23 protein-coding genes are annotated in these 26,177 nt (G+C 65.0%); 12 read left to right on the forward strand and 11 right to left on the reverse strand.

All coding sequences use genetic code 11. The annotated features are described in order from the left end of the window. A complete protein-coding gene (locus HV744_RS12510) occupies positions 1-1,437 on the reverse strand; it encodes a sigma-54-dependent transcriptional regulator (protein WP_175149825.1) in 1,437 nt (478 codons plus the stop codon). 1,182 nt (positions 1,438-2,619) lie between these two features. On the opposite strand from HV744_RS12510, the gene HV744_RS12515 reads away from it, so the two are divergent. The 3 genes from HV744_RS12515 to HV744_RS12525 all read left to right on the forward strand — a co-directional run bounded on the left by HV744_RS12515 (position 2,620) and on the right by HV744_RS12525 (position 5,836). Next, a complete protein-coding gene (locus HV744_RS12515) occupies positions 2,620-2,907 on the forward strand; it encodes a hypothetical protein (protein WP_175149826.1) in 288 nt (95 codons plus the stop codon). Between the two features lie 67 nt (positions 2,908-2,974). Next, entirely contained in the window at positions 2,975-4,177 is a 1,203-nt protein-coding gene (locus HV744_RS12520) for a CpaE/TadZ family protein (RefSeq protein ID WP_175149827.1), read from the forward strand. Between the two features lie 216 nt (positions 4,178-4,393). Further along, positions 4,394-5,836, forward strand: coding sequence for a nicotinate phosphoribosyltransferase (locus HV744_RS12525; protein WP_175149828.1), 1,443 nt, complete (start codon positions 4,394-4,396; stop codon positions 5,834-5,836). Between the two features lie 7 nt (positions 5,837-5,843). Here HV744_RS12525 and HV744_RS12530 read toward each other — a convergent pair whose 3' ends face one another. Both HV744_RS12530 and HV744_RS12535 read right to left on the reverse strand, forming a co-directional pair. Then, positions 5,844-7,709: an ABC transporter ATP-binding protein/permease gene (locus HV744_RS12530; protein ID WP_175149829.1), complete on the reverse strand. Its 1,866-nt coding sequence runs from the start codon at positions 7,707-7,709 to the stop codon at positions 5,844-5,846. Positions 7,710-7,713: 4 nt separating this feature from the next. Next, entirely contained in the window at positions 7,714-8,604 is an 891-nt protein-coding gene (locus tag HV744_RS12535) for an extracellular solute-binding protein (RefSeq protein ID WP_175149830.1), read from the reverse strand. 310 nt (positions 8,605-8,914) lie between these two features. On the opposite strand from HV744_RS12535, the gene HV744_RS12540 reads away from it, so the two are divergent. Genes HV744_RS12540 through HV744_RS12550 form a run of 3 tightly spaced genes read left to right on the forward strand, consistent with a single transcriptional unit; the run spans position 8,915 to position 10,560 of the window. Next, entirely contained in the window at positions 8,915-9,403 is a 489-nt protein-coding gene (locus HV744_RS12540; RefSeq protein WP_175149831.1) for a molybdopterin-dependent oxidoreductase, read from the forward strand. 59 nt (positions 9,404-9,462) lie between these two features. Further along, on the forward strand, positions 9,463-10,110 hold the full coding sequence (locus HV744_RS12545; RefSeq protein WP_175149832.1) for a nitrogen fixation protein NifQ: 648 nt from the start codon (positions 9,463-9,465) through the stop codon (positions 10,108-10,110). 51 nt (positions 10,111-10,161) lie between these two features. Continuing rightward, a complete protein-coding gene (locus HV744_RS12550; protein ID WP_246279014.1) occupies positions 10,162-10,560 on the forward strand; it encodes a winged helix-turn-helix domain-containing protein in 399 nt (132 codons plus the stop codon). Between the two features lie 39 nt (positions 10,561-10,599). Here HV744_RS12550 and HV744_RS12555 read toward each other — a convergent pair whose 3' ends face one another. The 3 genes from HV744_RS12555 to HV744_RS12565 form a co-directional block, all read right to left on the reverse strand. Then, on the reverse strand, positions 10,600-11,952 hold the full coding sequence (locus tag HV744_RS12555) for a DUF2325 domain-containing protein (protein WP_175149833.1): 1,353 nt from the start codon (positions 11,950-11,952) through the stop codon (positions 10,600-10,602). A gap of 122 nt (positions 11,953-12,074) precedes the next feature. Next, positions 12,075-12,674, reverse strand: a complete 600-nt coding sequence (locus HV744_RS12560) for a hypothetical protein (RefSeq protein ID WP_175149834.1) — start codon at positions 12,672-12,674, stop codon at positions 12,075-12,077. 153 nt (positions 12,675-12,827) lie between these two features. Continuing rightward, positions 12,828-13,715, reverse strand: a complete 888-nt coding sequence (locus HV744_RS12565; protein WP_175149835.1) for a LysR family transcriptional regulator — start codon at positions 13,713-13,715, stop codon at positions 12,828-12,830. A gap of 109 nt (positions 13,716-13,824) precedes the next feature. Between HV744_RS12565 and HV744_RS12570 the strand changes: the two genes are divergently transcribed. After that, on the forward strand, positions 13,825-15,402 hold the full coding sequence (locus HV744_RS12570) for an MFS transporter (protein WP_175149836.1): 1,578 nt from the start codon (positions 13,825-13,827) through the stop codon (positions 15,400-15,402). 139 nt (positions 15,403-15,541) lie between these two features. Beyond that, on the forward strand, positions 15,542-16,420 hold the full coding sequence (locus tag HV744_RS12575; protein WP_175149837.1) for a 2OG-Fe(II) oxygenase: 879 nt from the start codon (positions 15,542-15,544) through the stop codon (positions 16,418-16,420). Positions 16,421-16,459: 39 nt separating this feature from the next. On the opposite strand, the gene HV744_RS12580 is transcribed toward HV744_RS12575, so the two are convergent. The 3 genes from HV744_RS12580 to HV744_RS12590 form a co-directional block, all read right to left on the reverse strand. Beyond that, positions 16,460-16,894, reverse strand: coding sequence for a GNAT family N-acetyltransferase (locus HV744_RS12580; RefSeq protein WP_175149838.1), 435 nt, complete (start codon positions 16,892-16,894; stop codon positions 16,460-16,462). Between the two features lie 30 nt (positions 16,895-16,924). Next, complete coding sequence (locus HV744_RS12585; protein ID WP_175149839.1) at positions 16,925-18,385, reverse strand: MFS transporter; 1,461 nt, start codon at positions 18,383-18,385, stop codon at positions 16,925-16,927. A 401-nt stretch (positions 18,386-18,786) separates the two neighbouring features. After that, a complete protein-coding gene (locus HV744_RS12590) occupies positions 18,787-19,668 on the reverse strand; it encodes an isocitrate lyase/PEP mutase family protein (protein ID WP_175149840.1) in 882 nt (293 codons plus the stop codon). A 232-nt stretch (positions 19,669-19,900) separates the two neighbouring features. On the opposite strand from HV744_RS12590, the gene prpR reads away from it, so the two are divergent. The 3 genes from prpR to ahpF all read left to right on the forward strand — a co-directional run bounded on the left by prpR (position 19,901) and on the right by ahpF (position 24,350). Continuing rightward, the gene (gene prpR, locus HV744_RS12595; RefSeq protein WP_246279015.1) at positions 19,901-21,892 is read left to right on the forward strand and encodes a propionate catabolism operon regulatory protein PrpR; all 1,992 of its coding nucleotides are present in this window, start codon (positions 19,901-19,903) and stop codon (positions 21,890-21,892) included. Positions 21,893-22,028: 136 nt separating this feature from the next. Next, positions 22,029-22,592 (forward strand): alkyl hydroperoxide reductase subunit C, encoded by a 564-nt coding sequence (gene ahpC, locus HV744_RS12600; protein WP_175149842.1) that lies wholly within the window; start codon positions 22,029-22,031, stop codon positions 22,590-22,592. Between the two features lie 159 nt (positions 22,593-22,751). After that, positions 22,752-24,350, forward strand: coding sequence for an alkyl hydroperoxide reductase subunit F (gene ahpF, locus HV744_RS12605; protein ID WP_175149843.1), 1,599 nt, complete (start codon positions 22,752-22,754; stop codon positions 24,348-24,350). 162 nt (positions 24,351-24,512) lie between these two features. Here ahpF and HV744_RS12610 read toward each other — a convergent pair whose 3' ends face one another. Together HV744_RS12610 and HV744_RS12615 are read right to left on the reverse strand one after the other, a co-directional pair. Then, positions 24,513-25,421 carry a LysR family transcriptional regulator gene (locus HV744_RS12610; protein ID WP_175149954.1) on the reverse strand — a complete coding sequence of 303 codons (909 nt, stop codon included), beginning with the start codon at positions 25,419-25,421 and terminating at the stop codon, positions 24,513-24,515. 156 nt (positions 25,422-25,577) lie between these two features. Continuing rightward, complete coding sequence (locus HV744_RS12615; protein ID WP_175149844.1) at positions 25,578-25,754, reverse strand: hypothetical protein; 177 nt, start codon at positions 25,752-25,754, stop codon at positions 25,578-25,580. Positions 25,755-25,817: 63 nt separating this feature from the next. Here HV744_RS12615 and HV744_RS12620 point away from each other — a divergent pair, with 63 nt between their 5' ends. Next, the gene (locus HV744_RS12620) at positions 25,818-26,120 is read left to right on the forward strand and encodes a zinc ribbon domain-containing protein (RefSeq protein WP_175149845.1); all 303 of its coding nucleotides are present in this window, start codon (positions 25,818-25,820) and stop codon (positions 26,118-26,120) included. Positions 26,121-26,177 lie beyond the last annotated feature (57 nt).

The raw sequence follows: 26,177 nt of genomic DNA on the forward strand, positions 1-26,177 counted from the left end.
TCAAACCAGCGAAGACGCGTGCCGCTCGGCCTCGTCGTCGGCGCCCGTGCCGCCGTTCGCGCCCGACGCGCGCGCGGCCGCCGGCTCCTGATGCAGCCGGTTCGTATGCATCAGGCGGTAAAGCGTCGCCCGCGAGATGCCCAGCTCGGCGGCCGTCTCGGTCAGCTTGTAGCCGTGCCGCTGCAACGCGTGTTCGATCGCATCCCTTTCGGCCTTGCTGCGGATTTCCGCGAGCGTCACGGCCGGCCCGTTGTCCGCTTCCGGCAAGCCGAGGTCGCTTGCGGTAATGAAGCGGCCTTCGCTCATCACCACGGCGCGCCGCACGCAATTGATCAGCTCGCGCACGTTGCCCGGCCACGGATAGTTCGACATCGCGACGATCGCGTCGCTCGACAGCCCGCGCAGTTTGCGCGCGCCGTCCTGCCGGTACATGCTCAGCGCGTAGTTGGCGAGCAGCTTGATGTCGCCGGCGCGCTCGCGCAACGGCGGTTCGACAAGACGCAACACGCACAAACGGTGATACAGGTCCGAGCGGAAGCGCCCGTCTTCGACCGCTTTGTCCAGATCGACGTGGGTCGCCGAAATGACCCGCGCATCGACGTTGATCGGCCCATTGCCGCCGAGCCGCTCGATCGTGCCTTCCTGCAGAAAGCGCAGCAGGACCGCCTGGCATTCATGCGGCATGTCGCCGATTTCATCGAGAAACAGGGTGCCCTCGTGGGCGCTTTCGATCCGGCCGATCTTGCGCTGCAGCGCGCCCGTGAACGCGCCGCGCTCGTGGCCGAACAGTTCGGCTTGCAGCAGGCTCGGCGGAATCGCCGCGCAATTGATCGCGACGAACGCGCGGCCGGCGCGCGGCGAGCGCTCGTGAATCGCACGAGCGGTCAGTTCCTTGCCGGTGCCCGACTCGCCGGCGACGAACACCGGCGCCTCGGTCACGCCGCATTTGTCGATGCGCCGGTACAACTGCTGCATCGCCTCGCATTGTCCGACCATGCCGTGCCGGCCGAGCGACGCCTCCGGCGCGACGCAGGTCTGGCGCAGGCTCGACAGCCCGTGCGCATGGCCGAGTGCGAACACGAGCCGGTCGTTCAGCCACGGCCGCGTGACGAAATCGAAGCAGTAATCGAGGATGAAGCGGCTGACCAGTTCGTTGTCCGCCTGGCCGGGCACGATCTGCGCGACCCAGTTGGTTTCGACGCGGCGCATGCAGGACGCGAGCGCGGACAGATGCTGCGATGTGCAATCGTCGGGCAGTTGCACGAGGCCGACCTTGATGTTGCCGCGCTCGATCATGCGTTCGGCGATCGCCGTGCTTTTTGCGTGCACGGTTTGCCAGCCAGACGCCGCCAGAAAATCGACGAGTTCCTGATCGGGCGAGTTCGACACGCACAGGACGGTGCGTTCCGTGTCGACAGGCGTGCAAGTCGTAGTCATGTTACCCCCGGTTCGTTGCTGCTTTCAGGACTGCTGTTCGACTCACTGGACAGACCGGCAGGCGGTGCCGGCCTTCAGTCAACTGAACCCGCCCGGTTCGCTCGCGCGGATTCGGGCCTGGCTTGCGTCACGACGTTCGGGCCCGGTTGCGGCAGCCCGGCGACGACGCATTCACGGTAGTAGCGATGGCGGGGGCATGGAGCGGGCGGCGCGAACCGCGAGGTGCTACACGTTGAACCGGTGGCGGAACAGCGTTCATTGCTGAAACCGCCAGACGACTTCATCCCCGAATCACGAAAACCGTTTCTTGCCTCGGTGGCCTGAAACAGGCGCTCTAAATGGCGCTTGGTCTAACGATAAGCGAAAGCGCCTGATAGCGCCATACAAACAAATATGGATTCAGAAATGATTTTCTCGTAACTGCATCGTCGCGGACGATTAAAGCAAAATCGGTCAACCTCCGCTATGCGAGGCACCCCACATAACAATGCAATCCGGCTGCGGCAAAGCGCGATATGGATTCGAGGTTCGCACTTCATGGTGTCTCACGTCTGCTACATATGGGACAGGCCGTGGCGAGCGCGCTGTCACGCACCGGCCTATCGGCAGATTTGACCGGGCGCGCGGTGCAACCCAAGGCCAGCAGCGCAGCGCGTGTGTGATCGGCAAGCCTGGCCGCAGGTACATCTTTCCGCGGCGCGCCGCATGGCTACTCGAGCGCGTGTCATAAACGAATCAACGCGTGCCGCGAGCCGCCCCATCAAAGGGGGCGACGCAGCGAACATCACGGCGGCATATGGGTTCGGGCAGACATGGCATGGCCATTGCAATAAGTGTTACATAGCGACTGCGTTGCCGCCCGGTCCACAGCACGAGGCAAGCTACGGTGAGAAGAGACCGGCGTGAAACGTAGACTTCGCCGCTGGGTCCATTTTTTACCGACGGACACGAAGAGGGTCGCAATAACGACAGGTGCCGCGCTCGCGCCGTTTGCGAGCGATGCATTACCGAACAAGGGAAGGGTAGCGCACGGTCAGGACCAACCGGCGCGACGAAGCGGGGAGGGGCCACAGTCTCCAGAGAGAGACACGCGTTACGAGGTGCACTGGGTGCCGTGTCCGTGCAGTTGCGCGGACACGGCCACCTGGACCTGGAAAGAAGACTCATCCTTCGGGGGTTGTCATGAACAAACTGATTTGCGAGCCGGCCGCCGCAGCGCGGTTGAACCATCGGGGAGCCGCGGGTGCAACCGGGTTCTCCTATCGCCGGCATGTCGCCGCGCGACGTGCGCTGTTCGCCGCGCCGCCGGTCGATCTGCTGACGCTGGTGGTCGCCGAGGCGCTCAGGCGTGAGGCTCAGGCCGAGATCCAGCGCGACCTGTTGCGCGACGCGCTCTACGAGATGCCGGTGGCGCCAGAACGGAACGACGATCGCGGCGCGCCGGTTCACCGGTCCGATTTCGACGCATGAATCCGGACGTCGACCGTCGTCGGCGTGGCCTCGTCAAACGGCGGCCTCAGACCGGCGGAGACCCGACATGATCGACATCTTCCTGATTGCCGCCAGCATCGAGAACGCGCAGCAGATCGTCGCGCGCCTCGAGGAGAGCGGCGTGCGTTACCGGCTGCGCACCGCATACGGCACGGTCCGGCAACTGCGGGCGCAAGCGCGGGTGATCAGGAGCGCCGATCTGCTGATCATCGACGACGCCAATCTGAACGCGCGCGAACTGGACGGCATCGAAGAAGCGCTGGCCTGCTGGCCGGCGCTGCACTGCATGCTGGTGACGCCGGCGCCGTCCACTGCGTTGCTGGGCGCGGCGATGCGCGTCGGCGTGCGGCACGTGCTGTCATGGCCGCTCGACTCGCAGGCGCTCGCCACCGCGCTCAGCCAGATCGACGCGAGGAAAAACGCGGCCGGCTGGCGCACCGGACGGGTCGTGTCGTTTGCATCGAGCAAGGGCGGCAGCGGCACGACGCTGATCGCGGTCAATCTCGCCTGCGCGCTCGCCGCGCAGCGCGACCGGCGCGTGCTGCTGATCGACCTGAGCCAGCAATTCGCCGATGCGAGTCTGTTGATCGCCGACAAGCCCCCGCCGACGACGCTCGCCGATCTGTGCTCGCATATCGAGCGCCTCGACGCCGCGTTGTTCGACTCGTGCGTGATGCCGGTGCACGCGAATCTCGACGTGCTGGCGGGCGCGGGCGATCCGCTCAAGGCCGCCGAGATGCTGCCCGCGCAGCTGGAGCGCGTTCTCGCGCTGGTGCGCGAGCGCTACGACGCCGTGCTGATCGACATCGGACCGAGCCTCAACCCGTTGACGATCCATGCGCTCGATCACAGCGACGCGATCTGCATGGTGGTGCGGCAGACTCCGCTGTACCTGCACGGCGGCCGCCGCATGCTCGATATCTTCCGGGAACTCGGCTATCCGGACAGCAAAGTGCGGGTCGTGGTGAATCAATACGACAAGAACGCGCAGATCAATCTGCCGATGCTCGAAAAGACCCTTGGCGCGAAAGTCGCGCATCAGCTTCCGCGCGACGACCGGCAGGTCAACGATGCGTTGAGCCGCGGCGTGCCGCTGGTGACGTTGGCTCGCGACAGCGCGTTCGCGCACGGCATCGGCCTGCTCGCCGGCATGCTGTGGCCAGCCATGGCCGAACGCCGCAAAAGCATGCTTGGCCGGCTGTTGGCAACGTGGCCGAATTTGCCGCCGCAGTTGAAGCCTGGGCTTTGAAGCTTGGGCTTTGAACCCGGCCAGCCACGGCTTGCGGTGAACAGGGCTACGCTGCGGCTCTGAGAATCCGGCAGCCTTCGCGTTGCCGGTTCAAAAAATAATTCGCATGTCGAAGAGTCGGTTGCGGGCGATACCAAGGGTATTTTGACGGTGTATGGTAAAAGAACGGAATCCGTTCGATCACCTCGAGAAAGTCACGTGAGCGCAGCACCGTCCATGCAAAACGCGATTAGCGGTCGCAACGACATCGCGTCGATCCTGTCCAATCCGATTCTCAACACGGATTCGTACAAGGCGTCGCACTATCTGCAATATCCGCCCGAAGCGTCGGCGATGTTCTCGTACATCGAGTCGCGTGGCGGGCGTTACGACCGCACGCTGTTCTTCGGCCTGCAAATGCTGATCAAGGAGTATCTGTGCCGGCCGATCACGCCGGCCATGATCGAGCAGGCCAAAGCCTTTTTCACCGCGCACGGCGAGCCGTTCAACGAAGCGGGCTGGCGCCATGTCGTCGAGCATTGCGGCGGCTATCTGCCGGTGCGGATTCGCGCGGTGCCGGAAGGCTCGGTCGTGCCGACGCACAACGTGCTGGTCACGGTCGAATGCGATGACCCGCAAGTGTTCTGGCTCGCTTCGTATCTGGAGACGATGCTGCTGCGGGTGTGGTATCCGATCACGGTGGCGACGCAAAGCTGGCATCTGCGCAAGACCATCCGCGCTTACCTGCAAAAGAGCAGCGATGACCTCACGCAATTGCCATTCAAGCTGCACGACTTCGGCGCGCGCGGGGTGTCGAGCGCGGAGTCTGCGGCGATCGGCGGCGCGGCGCACCTCATCAGTTTCATGGGCTCGGACACGGTGTTCGGCGTGGTGGCGGCAAACCACTATTACAACGAAACGATGGCCGCGTTTTCCGTGCCGGCGGCCGAGCACAGCACGATCACGTCATGGGGCCGCGAGCGTGAGACCGATGCGTTCCGCAACATGATCGCGCGCTTCGGCAAGCCGGGGGCGATCGTCTCGGTGGTGTCCGACTCCTACGACCTGTTCGCCGCGCTCGAAGCGTGGGGCACCGAGTTGAAGCAGGCCGTGCTCGATTGCGGCGGCACGCTGGTGATCCGGCCCGACTCCGGCGACCCGCGCACCATCGTGTTGCAGACGCTGCGCGCGCTCGACGCGTCGTTCGGCTCGGTGGTCAACAGCAAGGGGCGGCGCGTGCTCAACAACGTGCGCGTGATTCAGGGTGACGGCGTGAACCCGGATTCGATCGAGGCGATCCTTGCCGCGATGGACGAGGCCGGTTTCGCGGCCGACAACATCGTGTTCGGCATGGGCGGCGCGCTGTTGCAGCAGATCAACCGCGATACGCAGTGCTTCGCGATGAAGTGTTCCGCGATCCGCCTCGGCGACGCGTGGCACGACGTGAGCAAGAACCCGGTCACGGATGCCGCCAAGCGCTCGATGAAAGGGCGGCTGACGCTGCTGCTGAACCGTCGTACGGGCGAATATCGGACGGTCACGCTGCCCGTCGTGTGGGATGAGCGCACCATCGCGGGCGAGTGGGACGAGGCGCTGGTGACGGTGTTCGAGTCCGGCAAGTTATTGGCCGATGTATCACTCGCCGAGATCAGAAGCCGGGCTCACGCGGGCGAAGTCTAGCGCTAGTCTAGCGCTGCCCGCACGACGACGCGGCGGCCCAGACTGTCACGCCTGCCGCATGGATATCGATCCGGCACGGGGCGCCCTCGCGCAAACGGGCATCCTCGCTGGCAATGTCGAAACGCACCCCGGCGATATTCACGCGAACATAGCGCTCGCCGCGCCGCAATTCGACCGACTCGACCACCCCGGCATGCGCGCCGTCCGGCGCAATGAAAAGCGCATGCGAAGAGACGCGCCACATCACCCGCTGCCCGGCGGCGAGTGCTTGTCCGCTTGCGCCTGTTACGAGCGTGACGAGCGTCAACCCGTGACCGATCTCCAGCTGGCCTGCCGCGCTCATCGAGCCTTCGCCGACGTTGTGCAAGCCGAGCAGGGCGGCCACCCGCATCGAAGCCGGCCGTTCGAACACGGCATCGATAAAGCCTGCCTGCAACACGCGCCCCTGTTCGACGACCAGCACCTCGTCGGCCAGCAACGCGGCTTCATCGGGATCGTGCGTGACGAGGATCGTCACCGCGGCGATCTCGCGCTGCAAGGCCCGCAACGATTGCTGCAAGCGCCGCCGCCGTGGCGTATCGAGCGCGGCGAACGGTTCGTCGAACAGCAGCAGTTCGCTATGCCGCGTCAGCGCGCGCACCAGCGCAACCCGCTGCCGCTGACCGAACGACAATTGATGCGGCAGCCGCCCGACCAGTTGCGCGAGGCCCAGATGATCGAGCCAGTAACGCGCGCTGACGGCGTCGGCATCGACGGGAAACGCCAACTGACGCGCTACGCTCATGTGCGGAAACAGGCCGTAGTCTTGCGGCATATAGCCGATCTGGCGGCGTTCGGGCGGCAGTGTATGCAGTTCGGTCGAGCCGAGCTGCACGGTGCTGGATGCGTTCGATTCGAGCCCCGCGATCAGGCGCAGCGCCAACGATTTGCCCGAGCCCGACGGCCCGATGATCGCGAGGCGTCGCGTCGCGGGCGTCCACGCGAGGTCGAGATCGAATGCGCCTAGCTGGCGCCGCAAATGGAACGCGAGGCGCAGATCGTTGGCGTCGCCGCGGCTTGCGGTGAGGTCCGTGCCGGGTGCCAGCGCGTCGTCGCCGATTTCGGTCTGTTCGAGCGCAGGCTTTGGCCGAAGGCTGTAAATCGACAGCGCCGCGCAGACTATCGCAATCGCGAGCGTGGGCAACAGCAGGGGCATCATCGCCGGGAGCCCCTGGCCGCCGAACACCACGTACGTGTAGACCGGCAACGAATACGGGTGATAGGCGACCATCACGGTCGCGCCGAATTCGCCGAACGCGCGCAGCCATGCGAGCGCGAGTCCCGCGCGAATCGCCGGCCACGCAACCGGCAGCATCACGCGGAAGAAGCGGCTGCCGGCATGATGGCCGAGCGTCGCGGCGACGTCGTCGAGAACCGGATCGACGGCGGCGAACGCGGACTTCGCGGCAATGATCAGAAAGGGCGCGGCGACGAAGATTTCCGCCAGCACGATGCCGGCGAACGAATCCGTCAACACGCCGCCGGTGAAGCGGCCGATCCAGCTATACGGGCCGAGCAGAAACAGCAGCAGCACGCCGCTGGTCAGCGGCGGCAGCGCCAGCGGCAACTGCACGACAAAGCCGAGCAGCGCCATCTTGCGCGTGCTCGAACGCGCCAGGAAATAGCCGAGCGGCACGCCGCCGAGCAGGATCGCGAGCGAGGCCACGGTGGCGCTCGCCGCCGACACGCCGACCGCCGACCACGTCGCGCGCCAGTCGACATTCGCCCAGTCCGCCGCGCCGAGTTGCGGCACGCTCGCGACAAACGGAGCGCACAGATAGATAGCCAGCAGCGCCGCCAGCCACAGCAGCGGTCGCGCAGCGGTGCGCTTCACCGCGTTATTGCGCGGCGGCGTCGAGCACGGCTTGCACCGAAGGCGGGATCGCCTGTACGTTGCCGCTCACGGTGGGTTTGACGACGTCGACACCATGCTGCTTGAGCAGCGCTCGGCCTTGCTCGCTCAGCAGGAAGTCGACGAAGCTGACCGCGCCGGTGTGGTTCGGCGCGTCGTTGAGGATCGTCAGCGTGTAGCTGGCCTTGGCCTGCAATTCAGGCGCCGGACGCAGCGCCGGAATCTTCAGGTCGGACGTCTCGGTCGAATAGAAAAAGCCGGCGTCGAGCTGGCCCGATTGCAGGCGGCCGACCAGCGTTTCCTCGGGCAAGACCTGCGCGGGATTTTCCGGGGCGCCGAGCGTCTTCTCGACCAGGTCCGGCTGATGGTAGAGCTCGGCCGCCTTCGTCATCATTTCGACGGTGAACGCGCCCTTCGGATCGAGCTTCGGATCGGTCCGGCCGATGCGGATGCCCGGCTCCTGCAGCACCTGATCCCAGCGCTTGCTCTTGAACTGCGACGCGAATTTGCTGTGCGGGTTATAGCCGATCATCAAGGGCGATTCGGCGAAATTCACGTACCACGTGACGTGGTCGCCGTTCGCCTCGCCCATCAGGCTGCTGTTCACCTTCGGGCTCGCGCTGATGAACACGTCGCCGCGCCGCAGCTTGCCCTTGATCTCATTGGCGATCTTGTTCGAACCGGCCGCGTAGCCGCGGAACTGCTGGCCGGTGGCTTTCTCGAATGCGGGGCCGATGCTGCGCTCCATCAGATTGACGAGCGAACCGGCATACAGCACGTTGACTGTGTCGTTCTCGGCGAAGGCGGGCGGGGCCGTCACGATGCCGGTGACGACCACGAGAGGTGCGACGAGAGATGCAAGCAGCTTGCGAATCATACGATAACCCCGGTGCGTTATTAAGGTTGCTATATTACGACGTCATCGCGTCATGTTGTGCGGCGACGTTGTCGATGTTGTGTCAATTGAGCGGGAAGATCCGCACGTAGCTGGTGGCCGCATGCCGGCGCGCATCATTCATTGCGATGGATGACTGCGCTGAAAATGACGCGGCAGAGCGGTCGATATGGCTGACGATATAGTGTGTATCGACGCAGTTCCGCACCGATACGGCCATCGCAGCGTAATATACACACGGACATAGCGAATGAACAGGCCACCTGGGCGTCGATGCTGGAGATAACCGCGTATGGATAATGTGAATGTGATTGCCGCGCCCGCCGTCGACGGCGCGTTCGTGCTGAGCGGACGGTTCCAGCGTCCGTTGTCGTTTAGGCTCGAGCAACTCAGGCGGTTCGAAAGCGTCATGGCGACGCCGTTCGATCTGCGCTGCTATACGACGAACCGTTTCATTCGTACCGTCGACGCGTACCGCGGCGTGCGCCTGACTACCTTGATCACGGAGGCGGGCCTGCCGAACGATGTGCCCGGCGAGTTCAAGCGCACGGTGTTCGTCGCGGTGGGAGGGGACGGCTACATCGTGACGTTCTCGTGGCACGAGCTCTTCAACACGCCGGTCGGCGAGAACGTACTGGTCGCTTATGAATGCGGCGGGCGCATGCTCGATGCGCAAGACGGCGCGCCGATCCTGTTCTCCGGCTCGGACATCCTGCCCGCGCCACGTCATGTCAAACGGCTCGCGCGGATCGAGGCGCGTGTTCTAGCGCCGTTGGCTTAGGCGTCCGGGTCGCGCTGTCTGGCGTAAGATGGTCCGCCATTCATCATCGCGTTGCCGCCATGTCTGACGATCCGCTTGCGCATGCTGCCTATGTTGCACCGGCTGCGGAGGCCGGCGACGAACTGCGTTCGTTGCCGCTCGACCCGCAGGTTGCCGCGTGCCTGAGCAAATGGCTGAGCGTGGCGACGGACGCGGCCTGCACGGACACGCGGCTATTTGCCAAGCTGATTGCCGCACGCGACGCGCACAACGAACTCGCGTTGCTCGGACTCCAGCCGCGCGAGTGGCACGCGCTGCTAGCGCGGCATTTCAGGCAAGCGGCCGTGCCCGCATTGCCGCTTGCGGTTAGCATTAACGCCAACGCCAACGAGCACGCCAACTTCATCCGTACACTTCACACGCTGTTACTCACGCACACAAGCACCACCGTCCACGCCGACGACGCTCGCTGTATGGCCACGATCATCGCCCACGCCTGCTTGCGCCCGGACCACTTATGGCGCGACCTCGGCCTTGCCGGCCGCGACGAAGTCACGTGGATGCTGACGCGCTATTTCCCGACGCTCGTCGCGCTGAATGTCGCCAACCTGCGCTGGAAGAAATTCCTCGCCGCACAACGCGCGCTTTCGTTGGGCTTGCAGCCCGGTCCCGCGCCAGGTTGCCCGGGCTGCGAGGACTACGGACACTGCTTTGCGCGCCATAGCTGAAGGCCGTTCGGCCAGGTGGCAGCGTGAGGCGGTTCGTGTATGCTTTCGCGCATGGCTGACACCGCAAAAACCAAACCCGCACCGGCGAAGAAGTCCGCGAAGGCACGCCCCGAAGTGCGCTTCAGAATGCGTATTCGCAACGCAGGCGCGGTCGCGCTCGGGCCGGGCAAGGTCGATCTGCTCGAAGCGGTGCGCGAGTACGGCTCGATCTCGGCGGCGGCGCGCAGCCTCGACATGTCGTACCGGCGCGCCTGGCTGCTGATCGACGAGCTGAACCGCTCGCTCAAGTCGCCAGCCACGCATTCGGAGCAGGGCGGTCAAAGCGGCGGAGGCTGCACGCTCACGCCGGTTGGCGAGACCATCATTCGCCTGTATCGCGACGTCGAAGAACAGGCTCAGCGAAGTTGCGCGAAACAGATCGCCGAGCTGACCCGGCTGATCCGTCGCTAGTCGGCTACCCCTGGCGCCCCTGCCAGGCGAGCCTGGCGCTCAACCATGCCGCAGGCAAAACGCCGAAGGCGGCGGATTGCCGAGTTGAGCGAGATGCTCGGGGTGCAGCCGGGCCATCAATTCGACGAAGCTCGCCACGCTCGCCGTGCGCAACGGGTGATAGTCGATCTGATGACGCTCGCAGACCCGTTTGAGCGTATTCATCGAATCGTGGTCGATGCAGTCCACCGGAAACACGACGATATCCGCGCCCGGCAACGCAGCGGCGAGCAGTCCCTTGCGATCTTCCACGCCGCCGTCGTGCACCAGCAGAGCGCCGCCGGCAGCTTCCACGAGCCGCTTGAGCGCGGCGTTCGAGCCGGGCCTGCCGCCCACATACACGATCCGCTTGCCATGCACGCTGTCGAGGCTTGCCCGGCGTATACCGGCGCCGCTCGCGGTGTCCGCTGCGTCCACGGTCGCGCGTTCCAGCGCATCGCATTCGCTTTGCACCAGCTTGAGCAGCGCCAGCGCCTGGTCGCGGCTCTTGCGTAACGCGAGCGCCGCGTCTTGTTCCTGAAGCGTGCGTTGTTCGGCGGCCTCGCGGCGGCTGGTATGCAGCACGACGCGCTGATCCGCGTCGGCCAGCTTGTGGCGCAGGTGTTGCAGCTCGGCTTCGAGCCTGGCGGCATCGGCGGGCAATTGACGGGATGCCTGTGCGCTGAGTTGTGCGATCTGCTCGTTCAGCGCAGCGATCGACGCATCGCGCTGCATGCTGAGTTCCTGCAGACGACTCTGCTGCCGCTCCACTTTCTCCTTCAACGCGGCGTTTTCTTCCTCCAGTGCCACCAGCCGGCGAATATCCGCGCGATTGGCCGCGCCGACCAGATGCGACAGCATGTGCAATTCGCCGAACGCTTTCTGGCGCACCGGCATGGTCGCAAACGGATGTGTCATCAACGCCCAGTAGGCGGGCGGGATGTCGCCGCTGTTCAGCGCTTCGTCCCAGAGCCTGAGCAGATCGACGTCGTCGGCGGCTTTGTCGAAGCGGCGGATCGCCGCCGCATAGTGCTCGTCGAGCAGCTTGTGCAGCGCTTTGGCGCCTGCGCCGCCTTCGATCGCGAGTTCGACCGCGCAGTGATGAATCTCGAGATCGCTCGCGTTGCGCCGGTCGAGGCCCGTGAATTTGGGCAACAGCTTGCGCAGTTCGTGCGTGCTCAGACAGGTGCCGATGATCGAACAATGCAGATGACTGTCGATTTCAGCGAGGCGCGCGCGCCGTTTGGTGTTCGAGGACGCTACTTTGGCGGGCGCGCAGCAAGGTGCGGCGGCGTGGATCGCGGCGCCGGCAAGCTCGTCGCCGGACAGTTTCAGACGTGATGGCTGGGCAAGACGAAACGGGGGCGTGTACATGGGAGTCTCGAATGTCTCGAATCCGGTTCGGTGTCAGGCGGGCTGAATGCGTGCGTGCGCCTAGCGGTGTATTCCAACAGATATAACGATGGGCAAAAAAAAGCGTTCATGTGCGGCACTGGCTAATCAGTCGTTGAGCGGGCGAGGGCGGGCTCGGCGTGCGCTTTGCGCGGATTGGCGCTGGCAGTCGTTGTGCTTCGCGCGATACTGCGCCCGCCGCCAGCGGTTGAATTCGTGTCACCGGCCGCACGTGCGTGCTGTTCCAGCACATGGCCGACGCACAGGCCGATGAAGGCCGCGTCAAGCCGTTCGAGTTCCGTCACCACCTTGCGCAACGCGGCCAGATCGTTGCTGAACGCGTCGGAGAAAATTGCGTCGCGCAGTTGTTCCGCCGGACGCGCTTCCTCGATCGCCGCCTTGAGTTCGCGCAGACGGGAGAAGCCCGCCGCTCGCGCCTGCTCGGCGAGGATCGACAGCAACTGGTTCAGCGAGTGTGAGCCCGACGTGCCGACCGACGCGAAATTCAACTGGTCGTCGGTCAGCATCAGGACGAAGCGCTGCACGCTGCCGTACAGGCGCCGATAGGCATCGACGACATCGCGGATCGATTCGGCGCGGCCACGCTCGGACGCTGATCTAACCGCGACGATGGTCGACGAAATCTCGTTCGCAAAGCGTTGACCGCGTTCCGCGAGATCGGACAAAGGGGATCGGCTGCGCACCGCTATTGGCTCCTGCTGGCTCGTTGTGCTTCGTCACGCGGGACTGGAACGCCTGAAGCGGAGCCCTTGTGCGCGTCACGAAGCCTACCGTGATATTCGACAGGATATAACGAAAGACGGCCAACGGGTAGCACCGGAGCCCGCACTGTGGCTTCAGGCCCGGCCTTTGGCGTCCCGCGCGAAGTGGAGAAACGCATTGACGGCCGGCGCCCGCTCGTACTTGCGGAACGCGATCGCGATCTCCGACGCGATTGGCTGACCGGCGATGTTCCGGTACACGACCCCCGGCAACGCGATGCAATCGGCCAGCGTATGCGGCACGACAGCCACGTTGCCGCCCAGCGACACGCAGGCCAGCACCGCCGCGAGCGTGCCGGGCCGCGGCCCGAGCCGGGGCGGGAAGCGTCCGCGCCGCGCCACTTCGAAGGTGCCCGCTTCCTGCTCCGGCAGCACGAAGCAGTAGTCGCGCAGTTGCGCGGGCCGGATGGTCGCGGCGGCCGCCAGCGGGCAATCGGCCGGTAGCGCGAGGACGAACCGGTCGCGATGCACGGTCTTGGCCTGAATGCCGTCGGCGAGCGGCATCGGCGGGCGGACATAGGCGGCGTCGAGCAGGCCGTCGCGCAGCATCGCGGAGACGCCGTCCATCGGCACTTCGCGCATCGAAACGTCGACCCCCGGATGGGTGCCGCGAAATCCGCCGACCGCCCATTGCAACACGCCCGCATACGCTGCCGACGCCACGTAGCCGACTTCGATCCGCCCCAGTTCGCCGCGCTCGGCCAGCACCGCGCGCTCTTCGCCGCGCGCGAGATGGTCGAGTGCGACGAGCGCCTCGGCGAGATAGGCGCTGCCCGCCGCGCTCAGCGCCACCGAGCGCTTGGTGCGATGAAAGAGCCGCACGCCGAGCAGCCGTTCGGCTTGCTGGATCAGCTTGGTCAGCGATGGCGCGGTGATGCCCAATTCGTCGGCGGCACGCGAGAAGTGCAGCTGTTTCGCGACGCAAACGAAGGCATGGATATGACGTAGTTCGAGTTGCCGCATGATTTTCCGTATTGCCACCAGAGCTAATTATTTTGTGATTTTATGCCAATGACAGGCAATAGAAGCGTCGCTACCATGACGTGACTTCGATCCGTCACCGTCTGCCCGTATGTCGTCCGCTGTAGCCCACCGCACACCGCCCGCGCAAAAGCCGGCCGCCAACCCCGCGTTCGTACTGGCCACCGCGTCGGCTACTTGCGCGTTGATCGTGCTGGATACCAACGTCGTGGCCGTCTCGTTGCCGTCGATCGCGCGTTCGTTCCACGCGAGTTTCGCCGACGTCGAATGGGTGGTCAGCGCGTATATGGTCGCCTTCGCCGCGTGTCTGTTGCCGGCGGGCGCGCTCGCCGATCGCGTCGGCCGCAAGAAGATGCTGCTGCTCGGGCTCGCCGTGTTCTTCGTGGCGTCGCTCGGTTGCGGCGTCGCGCCGTCGGCGGCCGTGCTGAACGTCGCGCGCGCGGTCAAGGGCGTCGGCGCCGCGATGTTGCTCACCGCGGCGCTCGCCGTGATCGCGAACACCTTTCACGACGGCCCGGCACGCATGCGCGCGTGGGCCGTGTGGGGCACCTGCATGGGCGTCGCGACCACGGTGGCGCCGCTGGTCGGCGGCGTCGTCACGCAATGGCTCGGCTGGCGCTGGATCTTTCTGCTCAATCTGCCCGTGTGCGCGGTGCTCGCGTGGTGTGCGTCACGCGCGCTTCGCGAGTCGCGCAACCCCGCGCCCGGTCCGCTCGATGCCGCCGGCAGCCTGCTGTTCGGTGTCGCGCTCGCGCTCGGCATCTGGGCGTTGATCGAGGTGCCGGCGGGCGGCCTCGCGAGCTGGGCCACCGGCGCGCGGCTCGTCGCGTGTGCGCTGCTGTTCGGCGCGTTCATCCAGTCGCAGCGGGTCCGCACGCACGCAGTGGTCGACCTCGGGTTGTTCCGGCAGCCGCGCTTTGTCGCCGCCGTGCTCGCGATGTTCGGTTACGCCGCGTGCGCGCAAGTGATGATGACGTTCCTGCCGTTGTATTTGCAGAACGCGTTCGGTCTGTCGGCGGTGGCCGCGGGCGTCGGCATGCTGCCGTTCGCGCTGGCGATGGTGGTGGGGCCGTACATCGGCGCGGCCCTCGGCAAGCGGATTCCGGCGCTGGCGTTGCTGTCGGCGGGCTTGCTGCTGATCGCGCTCGGCAACCTTCTGACGGCGTTGATGGCCAGCGGCGAGCGCTACGCATGGGTCGCGCTCGGCATGATCGTGACCGGGCTGGGCGCGGGGATTCTGAACGGCGACACGCAGAAGGCCATCATGGCGTGCGTGCCGCCGGACCGGACCGGCATGGCGTCCGGCATCAGCACGACGACGCGCTTCACGGCGATCGTCACGTCGGTCGGTGTGCTCGGCGCGGTGCTAGCGGCGCGCACGCACGCGGCGTTCGTCGCGGCTACGCCACTGACTCCCGACGTGAAAGCCGCCCTCGATGCGGGCTTCATGTCGCGCGTGCTGGCCGGCGACACGGCGCAGGCTACCGCGCATCTGCCGCCGATGCTGCGCGCCGCGCTGACGTCAGCCGCGCACGCGAGCTTCGCCGATGGTTTTGCGGCCGCACTTTGCGTGGCGGGTCTGGTCGCCGCGTCCGTCGCTGTCGGCGTGTGGCTGCTGGCCGGCAGAGCGGAGGCGCTGCGGATGCGCGGGGTGGCGTCGAACGGATAGGGAATGACCGCCGCCCATTTCGCATTGTTTTCCGATATTGTGCTGCTTGCCCGCGGTCGAATCCTCGCCCGTGTGTCGCGCTTGCTATGATTCGGCCAGTTGATCCAGTATTGCTTCAGGCTGACGAACAGGGAGTGCTATGCCAGTAGTGGATGCCGCATGGGAAGAGTGGCTCAGCAGCAACGTGGCGCGCGGCTGCAGTCCGGACTCGATGATCGACGCGATGGTGCAGGCCGGGTTCGCCGCCGACGCGGCGCACGTCGCTGTGCACAAAACATTTGGCCTGAATCCGGCGGATTCCGCGTTTGCCGCGGCGGCCGCGACCGAGGCGGCGCTCGCCAAAGCCGCGCCGCAAACTTACCAGTACGACGAGCCGCCGGTTGCGCGCGGCAATCTGATTCGCGCGTACGATCGCGACGTTCGCGTGCTGATGCGCTGTGAGCGGCCGCAGGTGATCGTATTCGCCGACGTGCTGTCGCCCGACGAGTGCGCCGGGATGATCGAACGCTCGCGTCACCGGCTCAAGCGCTCCACCACGGTCAATCCGGACACCGGCAAGGAAGACGTGATCCGCAACCGGACCAGCGAAGGCATCTGGTATCAGCGCGGCGAGGATCCGTTTATCGAGAAGCTCGACCGGCGCATCGCGAGTCTGATGAACTGGCCGGTCGAAAACGGCGAAGGGCTGCAGATCCTGCACTACGGCACGACCGGTGAATACCGGCCGCATTTCGACTACTTCCCGCCCGATCAACCGGGCAGCGCGGTGCATACCGCTCGGGGCGGCCAGCGCGTCGCGACGCTGGTGGTCTATCTGAACGACGTCCCCGACGGCGGCGAGACGACGTTCCCCGAAGCGGGCATGTCGGTCGCGGCACGGCAGGGCGGCGCGGTGTATTTCCGCTATATGAACGGCCAACGGCAACTCGATCCGCTGACCTTGCACGGCGGCGCGCCGGTGCTCGACGGCGACAAGTGGATCATGACGAAGTGGATGCGCGAGCGCGCGTACGGCTGAGGCCGCGTTAGCTCGCCACCGCTATCGCCTGCGCCGTGCTCAAGCGGTCTTGTAGACGTCCGGGTTATGCAACTCCATATAGCGTTCCGGATTCGACAGTCGCGTGAAGCCGTGCGGTGCGTAGACGTGATGCGCGTCGGTCGTCACCAGCACGATTCTGCGCAGACCGCTGAGCGACGGGCTCGCGAATACGTGTTTCATCAACGTGGACGCATAGCCGCTGCCGCGATACGCCGGCAGCACGAATACGTCGCACAGGTACGCGAAGGTCGCTTCGTCGGTGATCAGGCGCGCGAACGCGATCTGCTTGCCGTCGATATAGCCGCCGAAACATAGCGAGCCCGCGACGGCCCGCTCGAACGTCACACGCGGCATCCCCTTGGCCCATGCTGTTTCCTGCGACAGGAAGCCGTAGACCATCTCGATGTCGAGGTCAGTCTTGTCGCTTGAGATCGTCAGTTCGTTCGCTTGCACTACGTGCCTCCGGCTGGTTGGTCGAAGCGGTCAAAGGTTGCGGTGGTGTGAGCAACCCTTCGCCGGATTTTCACTGGCGCGCGAGCCGCCGCCGATGCTCTGTCCGGCGTCGCGCGCGAGGCCCATATAACCGATCACGGACACCAGCGTCAGCATCCCGGCAAACAGAAACGCGAGACGGAAATCGTCAAGCGTGAAAGCGTGGCCCGTCGTCTCGCCGCCTATGAACGCCGCCACCCGCAGCGAGACCGCGCCGAACGCGATGCCCAGGCCGATCGTCATCTGCGCCGCGGCGCTCCATAACGTGCTCGCCGCGCTCATCTGCGGCTGCGCGACGTCGGCGTAGGCCAGCGTGGCCAGCGTCGAGAACTGCATCGAGCGCGCCACGCCGTACACGAACACGACCAACAGCACCAGCGCGAGCGGCACGTTCGGCGTCAGCAGTCCGCACGCAATGATGAATACGCCGGCCACCGTGACGTCGACGATCGATACCATGCGAAAACCGTAACGCCGCAGGATGCGCGTGGTCAGCGCCTTCATGCCGAGGTTGCCGAGCGCGCTCGCGAGCAGCAGCAGCCCCGACCGGAACGCGGACAAACCGAAGCCCACCTGGAACAGCAGCGGCATCAGATAAGGCACCGCGCCGATGCCGATGCGCGTGAACGAGCCCGTCACCACCGTCACGGAGAAGGTCGGAATTTTCAGCGTCGAGACGTCGGTCAGCGGATGCGGGTGATGCTTCGCATGCTGGAACGCCACCACGCCCATCAGCAAGCCGGCGAGCACGACCGCCCCGGCGAGCCATGGATTCGTGCCGGGCTGGCTCGCCAGTTCCGCGCCGTACAGAATTGCCGTCAGCGTCAAGCCGCTCAGCAGCAGGCCGACGAGATCGAGCGGCTTGCGTTCGGTGCCGCGCAGGTTCGGCACCAGCGCGAGCGCGACGGCCATCGCCGCCAGGCCGAACGGCACGTTCAGCAGAAAGATCCAGCGCCACGACGCATAGGTCGTGATGAAGCCGCCCACCGGCGGGCCGACCACCGGCGCGGCGATCGCCGGCCACGTGATGGTCGAGATGGCCTGCATCATGCGGCTCTTCCCGGTGCTGCGGACCACGATCAGGCGGCCCACCGGCACCATCATCGCGCCGCCCATGCCTTGCAACACGCGCGCGGCGGTGAACTCGACGACGTTCTGCGACAGCCCGCACAACACCGAGGCCGCCGTGAACACGCCGATCGCGCTGAAGAACACCGTGCGCGCGCCGCAGCGGTCGGCGACCCAGCCGCTCGCCGGGATGAAGATCGCCAGCGCCAGCATGTACGCCGTCATGCCGAGACTGAGGCTGTTCGGACCGACGCCGAACGAGTGCGCCATCTGCGGCAGCGCGGTGGCGATCACCGTGGTATCGAGATACTCCATGAAGAAGGTGGCCGCGACGAGGTACGGCAGCCAGCCGACATGCGCATTGCGTGTGCTGCTGGCGGTCATTGCGCGGTCCCCGCGGCAATGCGTGTGGGTGCGTCGATGCAGCGAGCTTGCCAGCGCATTGCGCGCGATGGTGTGGACTTCATGTCTCTTGCGACTACCTTTCGATTGCGTGTTTCCGGCATCCGGGCTGCCGGCATCCGGGCTGCCGGCGTCCGGGCGTCCGGCATCCGGGCTGCCGTACGAGCCGGATGGGCGACAGGACGGCGAGTGCTGGCAATGCACGCATGAAGCCGCGATTGACCACCCATACGTCGCCAGCCCTGAATCCTAACGCAATAAATGGCGCCATACCGTTGAGGAACGCCGTAGGCGTCGCGCAACGCAAGACCGGCGCAGGGCGCGCCGGTCTGCCAATCCGCCAGCGCGGGGCGCTGCCGGAAACACGATCGTTCGCGCGCCGCTTAATTTTTCGCGGCGTACTCGCGATCCAGCTTGTCGTACAGCGGCTTGTTCACGAGCCGCTGGCGTTCACTGAACGGCGCGACGAGCGTCGCGTCTTCGTCGAGGCGGCCGTTGCTCTTCAGCGTGCCGAGCGCGCGCTGCATGCCGAGCACCGCGCCCTGCAATGCCGCGTTCGCGTACAGCACGACGCCGTAGCCGAGCTTCGCGAGCGCTTCACGCGACTGCACCGGTGTCTTGCCGCCAATCACGATGTTGATCAACTGCGGCTTATCGAACAGCGACGGCAGACGTTCGATGTCGGCGAGCGACTCGGTCGCTTCGATAAACAGAATGTCGGCGCCGGCTTCGATGAAGCGATGGCCGCGCTCGATCGCATCCTCGATGCCGTGGACCGCCGCCGAGTCGGTGCGGGCCATGATCTGCAGATTGCCGTCTTCGCGGGCGTCGACGGCCGCGCGGATCTTGCCGACCATCTCGCTCGCGCTGACCACTTCCTTGCCGGAAAAGTGGCCGCATTTCTTCGGCATCACCTGGTCTTCGAACTGGATCACGTCGGCGCCGCTGCGCTCGAGCACGCGCACGGTCTGGCGCACGTTCAGCGCGTTGCCGAAGCCGGTGTCGGCGTCGACGATCAGCGGCAGCGCGACCGCATCGCGAATCCGCGCCGTATGTTCGGCGACTTCGGCGAGACCGATGAAGCCGAGGTCGGGCAATCCGAGCGACATATTGGTGACGCCCGCGCCGGTGATGTAGAGCGCTTCGAAACCGGCGTCCTCGATCACGCGCGCGCTCATCGCGTTGAAAGCGCCGGGCACGAGCAGGCCTTGGCGCTCATTGACTCTGGCGCGGAATGCGGCACGGCGTGTGGCGGAAGTGGTCATGATGGTGTGTCTCCGGAAGGGAAAGTGGTTGGCAGGATGCGGGGTTATCCGCAGGAAGCATGCCATTTGGCGGCGTTTGCGACTTGTTCAGTGTAATCAATGGGTTGGGGCGGCATGGTTGGTTCCGGTCATTCGTGGCAGAATGGGATGGATGTTCCATGAAACGTTTCATGGAATGTTTCAGGTTCAAGCCCTGAGCCCTGAGCCCCGAACGTCGAGCAGGAGTGCCACGGTGTCCACCTTCACGTCGTCCGTTGCGAATGCCAATCCCAGCCGTCCCGGCGTCGCACTTGTCAGTATCAGCCGGCTGCAGTCGCTTTGCGAGACGGTCGCGCCGCGCTATGCCGAGCGCGCGAAGTTCTTCCCGGTCCGGGAAGGCTATGGCGAGGCCGTCGCCGCGTTGCAGGCCTACGTGGACGCGGGCTCGGTCGACGTCGTGCTGGCCGCCGGATCGAACGGCGCGTATCTGCGCGACCATCTGAGCGTGCCGGTCGTCATGGTCAAGGTGAACGGCTTCGACGTGCTGAACGCGATCACCCGCGCCACCACCACATGGCCCGGCGCGCGGATCGGGCTGGTGCTGCATGAAACGATCCCGGACGAACTCGTCGATCTGAGCCCGTGGCTGAACGTCAGCCTGAAACAGCGCGCGTACCGCTCGATCGACGAGGTGCGGCTCGCCGTCGACAAGCTCGCCGCCGAAGGCTGCCGCGTCATTATCGGCCCCGGCATGGCCTGCGATTTCGCCCAGCAGGCCGGCATGGAGAGCGTTTTCCTCTACTCGCTCGGCGCGGTCGAGGAAGCGTTCGAGCGCTCCGTGGAACTGGCGCGCGTGAGCCGTCAGAAGGAGTCGAAGCGCGTGCGCCTGAACACGATCGTCGCGCATTTGCGCGACGGCGTCGCCGCTTTCGACGAGGCCGGCCAGCTCGAAGCCGTCAATCCGGCGATGCTCGAACTGCTCGGCCTCGACGTACTGAAGGAAGCTCCCTTGGGGGGCCGCGAACAGGACATCCCCATGCAGGTAGTGCGCGCAGTCGGACCATTGCTGCGCGAAACGCTCGCCAATGACCTGCCGATCGTCGAGCGCATCGAACAGATCGGCGGCCGCGCGCTGATCGTCAACTGCGTGCCGATCGTCGAGCAGGGCGTGCGCTCCGGCTCCGTGGTGACGGTGCAGGACGCGCTGGTCGCGCAGCGGATCGACCGCTCGCTGCGCACCAGCCAGCGGCCCAGGCATCTAGTCGCGCGGCATCAACTGAACGATCTGATCGGCGGCTCGCCGGCGCTGGAACGGGTGCGCCGGCTCGCGCGGGCCGGCGCCGCGCACGACGCGACCGTGTTGCTCACCGGCGAAAGCGGCACCGGCAAGGAACTGGTCGCGCAAGGCATCCACAACGCCAGCCGGCGGCGCGGCAATCCGTTTGTCGCGTTCAATTGCGCGGCGCTGCCCGAGGGGCTGATCGAGAGCGAACTGTTTGGCCACGAGGAGGGCGCGTTCACCGGCGCGCGTCGCGGCGGCAAGCCGGGCCTGTTCGAGATCGCGCACACCGGCACGATCTTCCTCGACGAGATCGGCGAGATGCCGGCCGCGCTGCAAAGCCGGCTGCTGCGCGTGCTGCAGGAGCGCGAGGTGATGAAACTCGGCTCCGGGCGCGCCACGCCGGTCGACGTGCGGGTCATTGCCGCAACCCATCGCGACCTGCACGCGCTGGTCGAGCAGGGCATGTTCCGCGCGGATTTGTATTTTCGTCTGAACCTGCTTCAGATAGAATTGCCGCCGCTGCGCGAGCGGCGCGGCGATGTTGCGCCACTGGCGCGGCACTTGTTGAGCCGCAGCGCGCTCCAATATGGTTTGCCGGAAGCGGCGCTGGAGCGGGTGCTGGCGTTTCTCGCACCGCTTTTCGAGCACTACGCGTGGCCCGGCAACGTTCGGGAGCTGGAAAACCTGCTTGCGCGTGCGGCGATTTATTTCGGCGACGCCGCCGCGGACGCGTCGCAAGATTGGCAGGCGGTGTTCCCCGAGTTCGGGCGGATGAAGCGGACGGCGGCCGTCAAGGCGGCGTCGGGCGCTTCAGATGCCACAATCGGAAACAATTCGGCCCGCGCCACCCCGACCCGTGAGGACGTCATGCACGCCCTCGAACAGTGCGGCGGCAATCGCGCCGCGGCAAGCCGGGCACTGGGGATCGGCCGTACCACCCTCTGGCGGCTTCTGAAGGACTAAGCCGGCGCGATAGTCACCAGCAGCGGAATGAATAGTGTCAAACTATTGCCATCATTAAAACAATCCGCTTTACCTATTAAGCGTCGTCTGACATACTGACTCCACTTTCCAACCACCCAGAAAGAGGACTCTGCAAATGCCGATCATCAACAGTCAAGTCAAACCGTTCAAGGCACAGGCTTATCACAACGGCGATTTCGTGACCGTCACTGAAGAAAGCCTGAAGGGCAAGTGGTCGGTTTTCGTTTTCTATCCGGCCGACTTCACGTTTGTTTGCCCGACCGAACTCGGTGACCTGGCCGATCGTTACGCCGATTTCCAGAAGCTCGGCGTCGAAATCTACAGCGTGTCGACCGATACGCACTTCACGCACAAGGCATGGCACGACACGTCGGACACGATCCAGAAGATCAAGTACCCGATGCTCGCCGACCCGACGCTGGCCATCTCGCGCAACTTCGACGTGCTGATCGAAGAAGAAGGCCTGGCGCTGCGTGGCACGTTCGTGATCAACCCGGAAGGCGAGATCAAGCTTTGCGAAGTGCACGACAACGGCATCGGCCGTGACGCAGGCGAGCTGCTGCGCAAGGTGCAGGCTGCGCAATACATCGCGGCTCACCCGGGTGAAGTGTGCCCCGCCAAGTGGACGCCGGGCGCAGAAACGCTGACCCCGTCGCTGGACCTGATCGGCAAGATCTAAGGTCTCCCGAGCTTTCGCAGCAGGCGCCTCGCGGCGCATCAGCAACACCGTGCGGATCGCTTGATACAGTGGTTCGCGCGTCCCTGGGCCGCACCTGTCCTATCCGGATTGCGTGCGGTGCCGGGAAACCAATACCCCTCGTCACGGAATCGAATCGACATGCTTGACGCCAATCTCAAGACTCAGTTGAAAACGTACCTCGAAAAAGTTAGCAGGCCTATCGAGATCGTCGCATCGCTCGACGACAGCGCAAAATCGCAAGAGCTGCTGGCATTGCTGAATGATATCGCGACGTTGTCGGAACGCGTGACCGTGGTCGAACGCCGCGCCGACAGCGAACGCAAGCCGTCGTTTTCGATCGGCGAGCCGGGCAAGGCTACGGGCATCCGCTTCGCCGGCATTCCGATGGGGCATGAATTCACGTCGCTCGTCCTTGCGCTGCTGCAGGTCGGCGGCCATCCGGTCAAACTCGACGATTCGGTGATCGAACAGATCCGCAATCTCGACGGCGACTATCAATTCGAAACGTATTTTTCGCTGTCATGCCAGAACTGCCCGGAAGTCGTGCAGGCACTGAACGTGATGGCGCTGATCAACCCGCGGATCCGCCACGTCGCGATCGACGGCGCGCTGTTCCAGAACGAAGTCGAAGCGCGCCAGATCATGGCGGTACCGACCATGTTCATGAACGGTGAAGTGTTCGGCCAGGGCCGCAGCGGCGTGAAGGAAATCCTCGCGAAGCTCGACACCAACGCCGGCGCCCGTGCCGCGAAGGAACTGGAAAAGAAGCCGGTGTTCGACACGCTGATCGTTGGCGGCGGCCCGGCGGGCGCGGCGGCGGCGATCTACTCGGCGCGCAAGGGGATTGCGACGGGTGTCGTGGCGGAACGCTTCGGCGGCCAGGTGCTCGATACGCTGGCGATTGAGAACTTCGTCTCCGTGACGGAAACCGAAGGGCCGAAGTTCGCGATGGCGCTCGAACAGCACGTGAAGGCTTATGAAGTCGACATCATGGACGTGCAGCGTGCCGAAGCGCTGATCCTGGGCCGCATCAACGAAGTGCGCCTCGCCAATGGCGCGGTGCTCAAGGCGAAGACCATCATTCTGGCGACCGGCGCGCGCTGGCGCGAAATCAACGTGCCGGGCGAGCGCGAGTATCGCAATCACGGCGTCGCGTACTGCCCGCACTGCGATGGCCCGCTGTTCAAGGGCAAGCGCGTCGCGGTGATCGGCGGCGGCAATTCGGGCGTCGAAGCGGCAATCGACCTCGCGGGTATCGTGCGCGAAGTGACGCTGTTCGAATTCGGCGCGACGTTGCGTGCCGACGAAGTGCTGCAACGCAAGCTGCGCAGCCTCGCCAACGTGACCATCGTCACGCAGGCACAGACCACTGAAATCACCGGCGACGGCAAGAAGGTCAACGGTCTGGTCTACAAGGATCTGCGTTCGGGCGAAGTGAAGACGGTCGAACTGGAAGGCGTGTTCGTGCAGATCGGCCTCGTGCCGAACACCGAATGGCTCAAGGGCACGGTGGAGTTGTCGAAGCACGGCGAGATCGTCGTCGATGCACGCGGCGCGACGTCGGTGCCGGGCGTGTTCGCCGCGGGCGACGTGACCACGGTGCCGTTCAAGCAGATCGTGATCGCCGTGGGCGAGGGCGCGAAGGCATCGCTGAGCGCGTTCGATCACCTGATCCGCAATAGCGAAGAAGTAGAAGCGGTCAGTGAGGCAGAAGCAGAAGCAGAAGCAGCGGTTTGATGCGGTAGCGTGAGTTGTTAGGGCTTGCCCTTGCTGATGAAATACGGGCAGTTTGCGCGTAGACAATTTCGCTGAGGGCAAGCCGGCCGCGCCGATGCGTCGAACGCTGGCCTGCGTCTGTTCCGACCATCGCGTCGCTGTTCCGCCCAGCGCGATGATTCCCTAGTCCAGGTGCAGCGTCTCGACAAGCATTTCGCGAAACCAGCGGTTTCCCTCATCGGAGTCGAATGTCGCATGCCAATACACGGTGGACGCGATATGAGGCAACTCCACAGGAACCGGATAAATCAAAAACTGCCCGTTTTCGTTGAGCACACGAGCGACCCCTCGTGGCAGGGTCACCATCCAGTCGGTGCGTAGAAGAATCGGTGGAATAACCGTGAAATGCGGCACCCGCAAAGCAATGCGCCGATGAATGCCGCGCGCTCTCAGTGAATCGTCGATCTGCACGTGGCTGCTGTCGCTCGACACCACGGTCACATGTGATAACTCGAGAAACTTCTGTTTCGACAATCGCCGCGCCGGCAGCCCGGGCCGCTTACGCGTCATGCACGCGTACTCTTCATGAAATAGCAGCGCGGAGTTCGTCACCAGTTTGAGGGCGGACATATTGCCAATCGCGAAATCGAGCTGCCCCAGCCGCAGCCGCTCCTCGATCACCGGCAGCGGCACCTGTTCGGCCGCGATCCGAACCAGCGGCGCGACGCGCTGCAACTTCTCACAGATGAGCGGCAGAAACACCTGCGCGCCGATATCGGACATGGATAGCCGGAATTCGCGCGAACTCGTGGCAGGGTCGAAGCGTTCGCTGTGACCCAGTGTGTCGCGGATCGAAGCGATCGCGCTGCCCAGTGGCGCAGCCAGTTGCTCCGCCTTCGGCGTCGGCAACATGCCCTCAGGCGTCCTGATGAATAGCGGGTCGTCGAATAGCGCGCGCAGACGTCCCAGCGCATAGCTGACCGCCGGTTGCGACAGTCCGAGCTGCTGCCCGGCGCGCGTCAGACTGCGTTCTTCGATGATCACCAGGAAGACCCGCAACAGGTTCAAATCGACCTTGTCGAAATCAGTCATATTTATCAACGTAACGACATTGATTAATTTGACGGATATACTACCCGATCCTAGACTCGGCCTCATACCTATCAGAGGCGCGAGTCAATGGAACCTGTAGAGACGCTCGTCGAGCACTGCAATAGCGAGGCGCCAAGGCTCGTCGCAGATCGGACCTTACCGGCCTTGCTGGCTGCGCGTGCGGCCCGCAACGGCAATGCGCCGCTCTTCTCCGATCGCACCACGACGTGGACCGGCGCCGAGGCCCTCGACATCGCTGCACGACGCGCCGGCGCGCTGGCCGCGCAGGGCGTCAAACGCGGCGATCACGTCGCGCAAGCGCAACTGGTCCATGCGGTTGACGCACTCGACGCATCTGATCGCCGTCGTCCTCGAACGCGATCAGCGAGGTGCGCGATGACATTCCACGTATTCCGATGCCGGCAATGCGCAACGACGCTGTTCCCGGCGCGGTACTTTTGCCCGGCATGCGGCGGCGCTCAATGGGACGAGTGTGTGGTCGAGCGTGGCTTCGTCGCCGAGTCGACGGTCGTGCGTCGGCGCGTCGGCGCAGAGGGTGGCCACGATGTGCACCTGGCTAGCGTGGTGACGAGCGCGGGACCGGTTGTCATCGCGCGGCTCGATCAGGCAATGCCATCCGGCGCGGCGGTGCGTCTCGACATCGATGACGCGGGCGGCATTCACGCGCATGGCGTTTGAGACGCGGGTCTGGTCACGCTGAACGTTCCGAGGCAGGTATGCAGGTGGATGGCTGTG

It is taken from the genome of Paraburkholderia ultramafica (assembly GCF_902859915.1).
Lineage (GTDB): Bacteria > Pseudomonadota > Gammaproteobacteria > Burkholderiales > Burkholderiaceae > Paraburkholderia > Paraburkholderia ultramafica.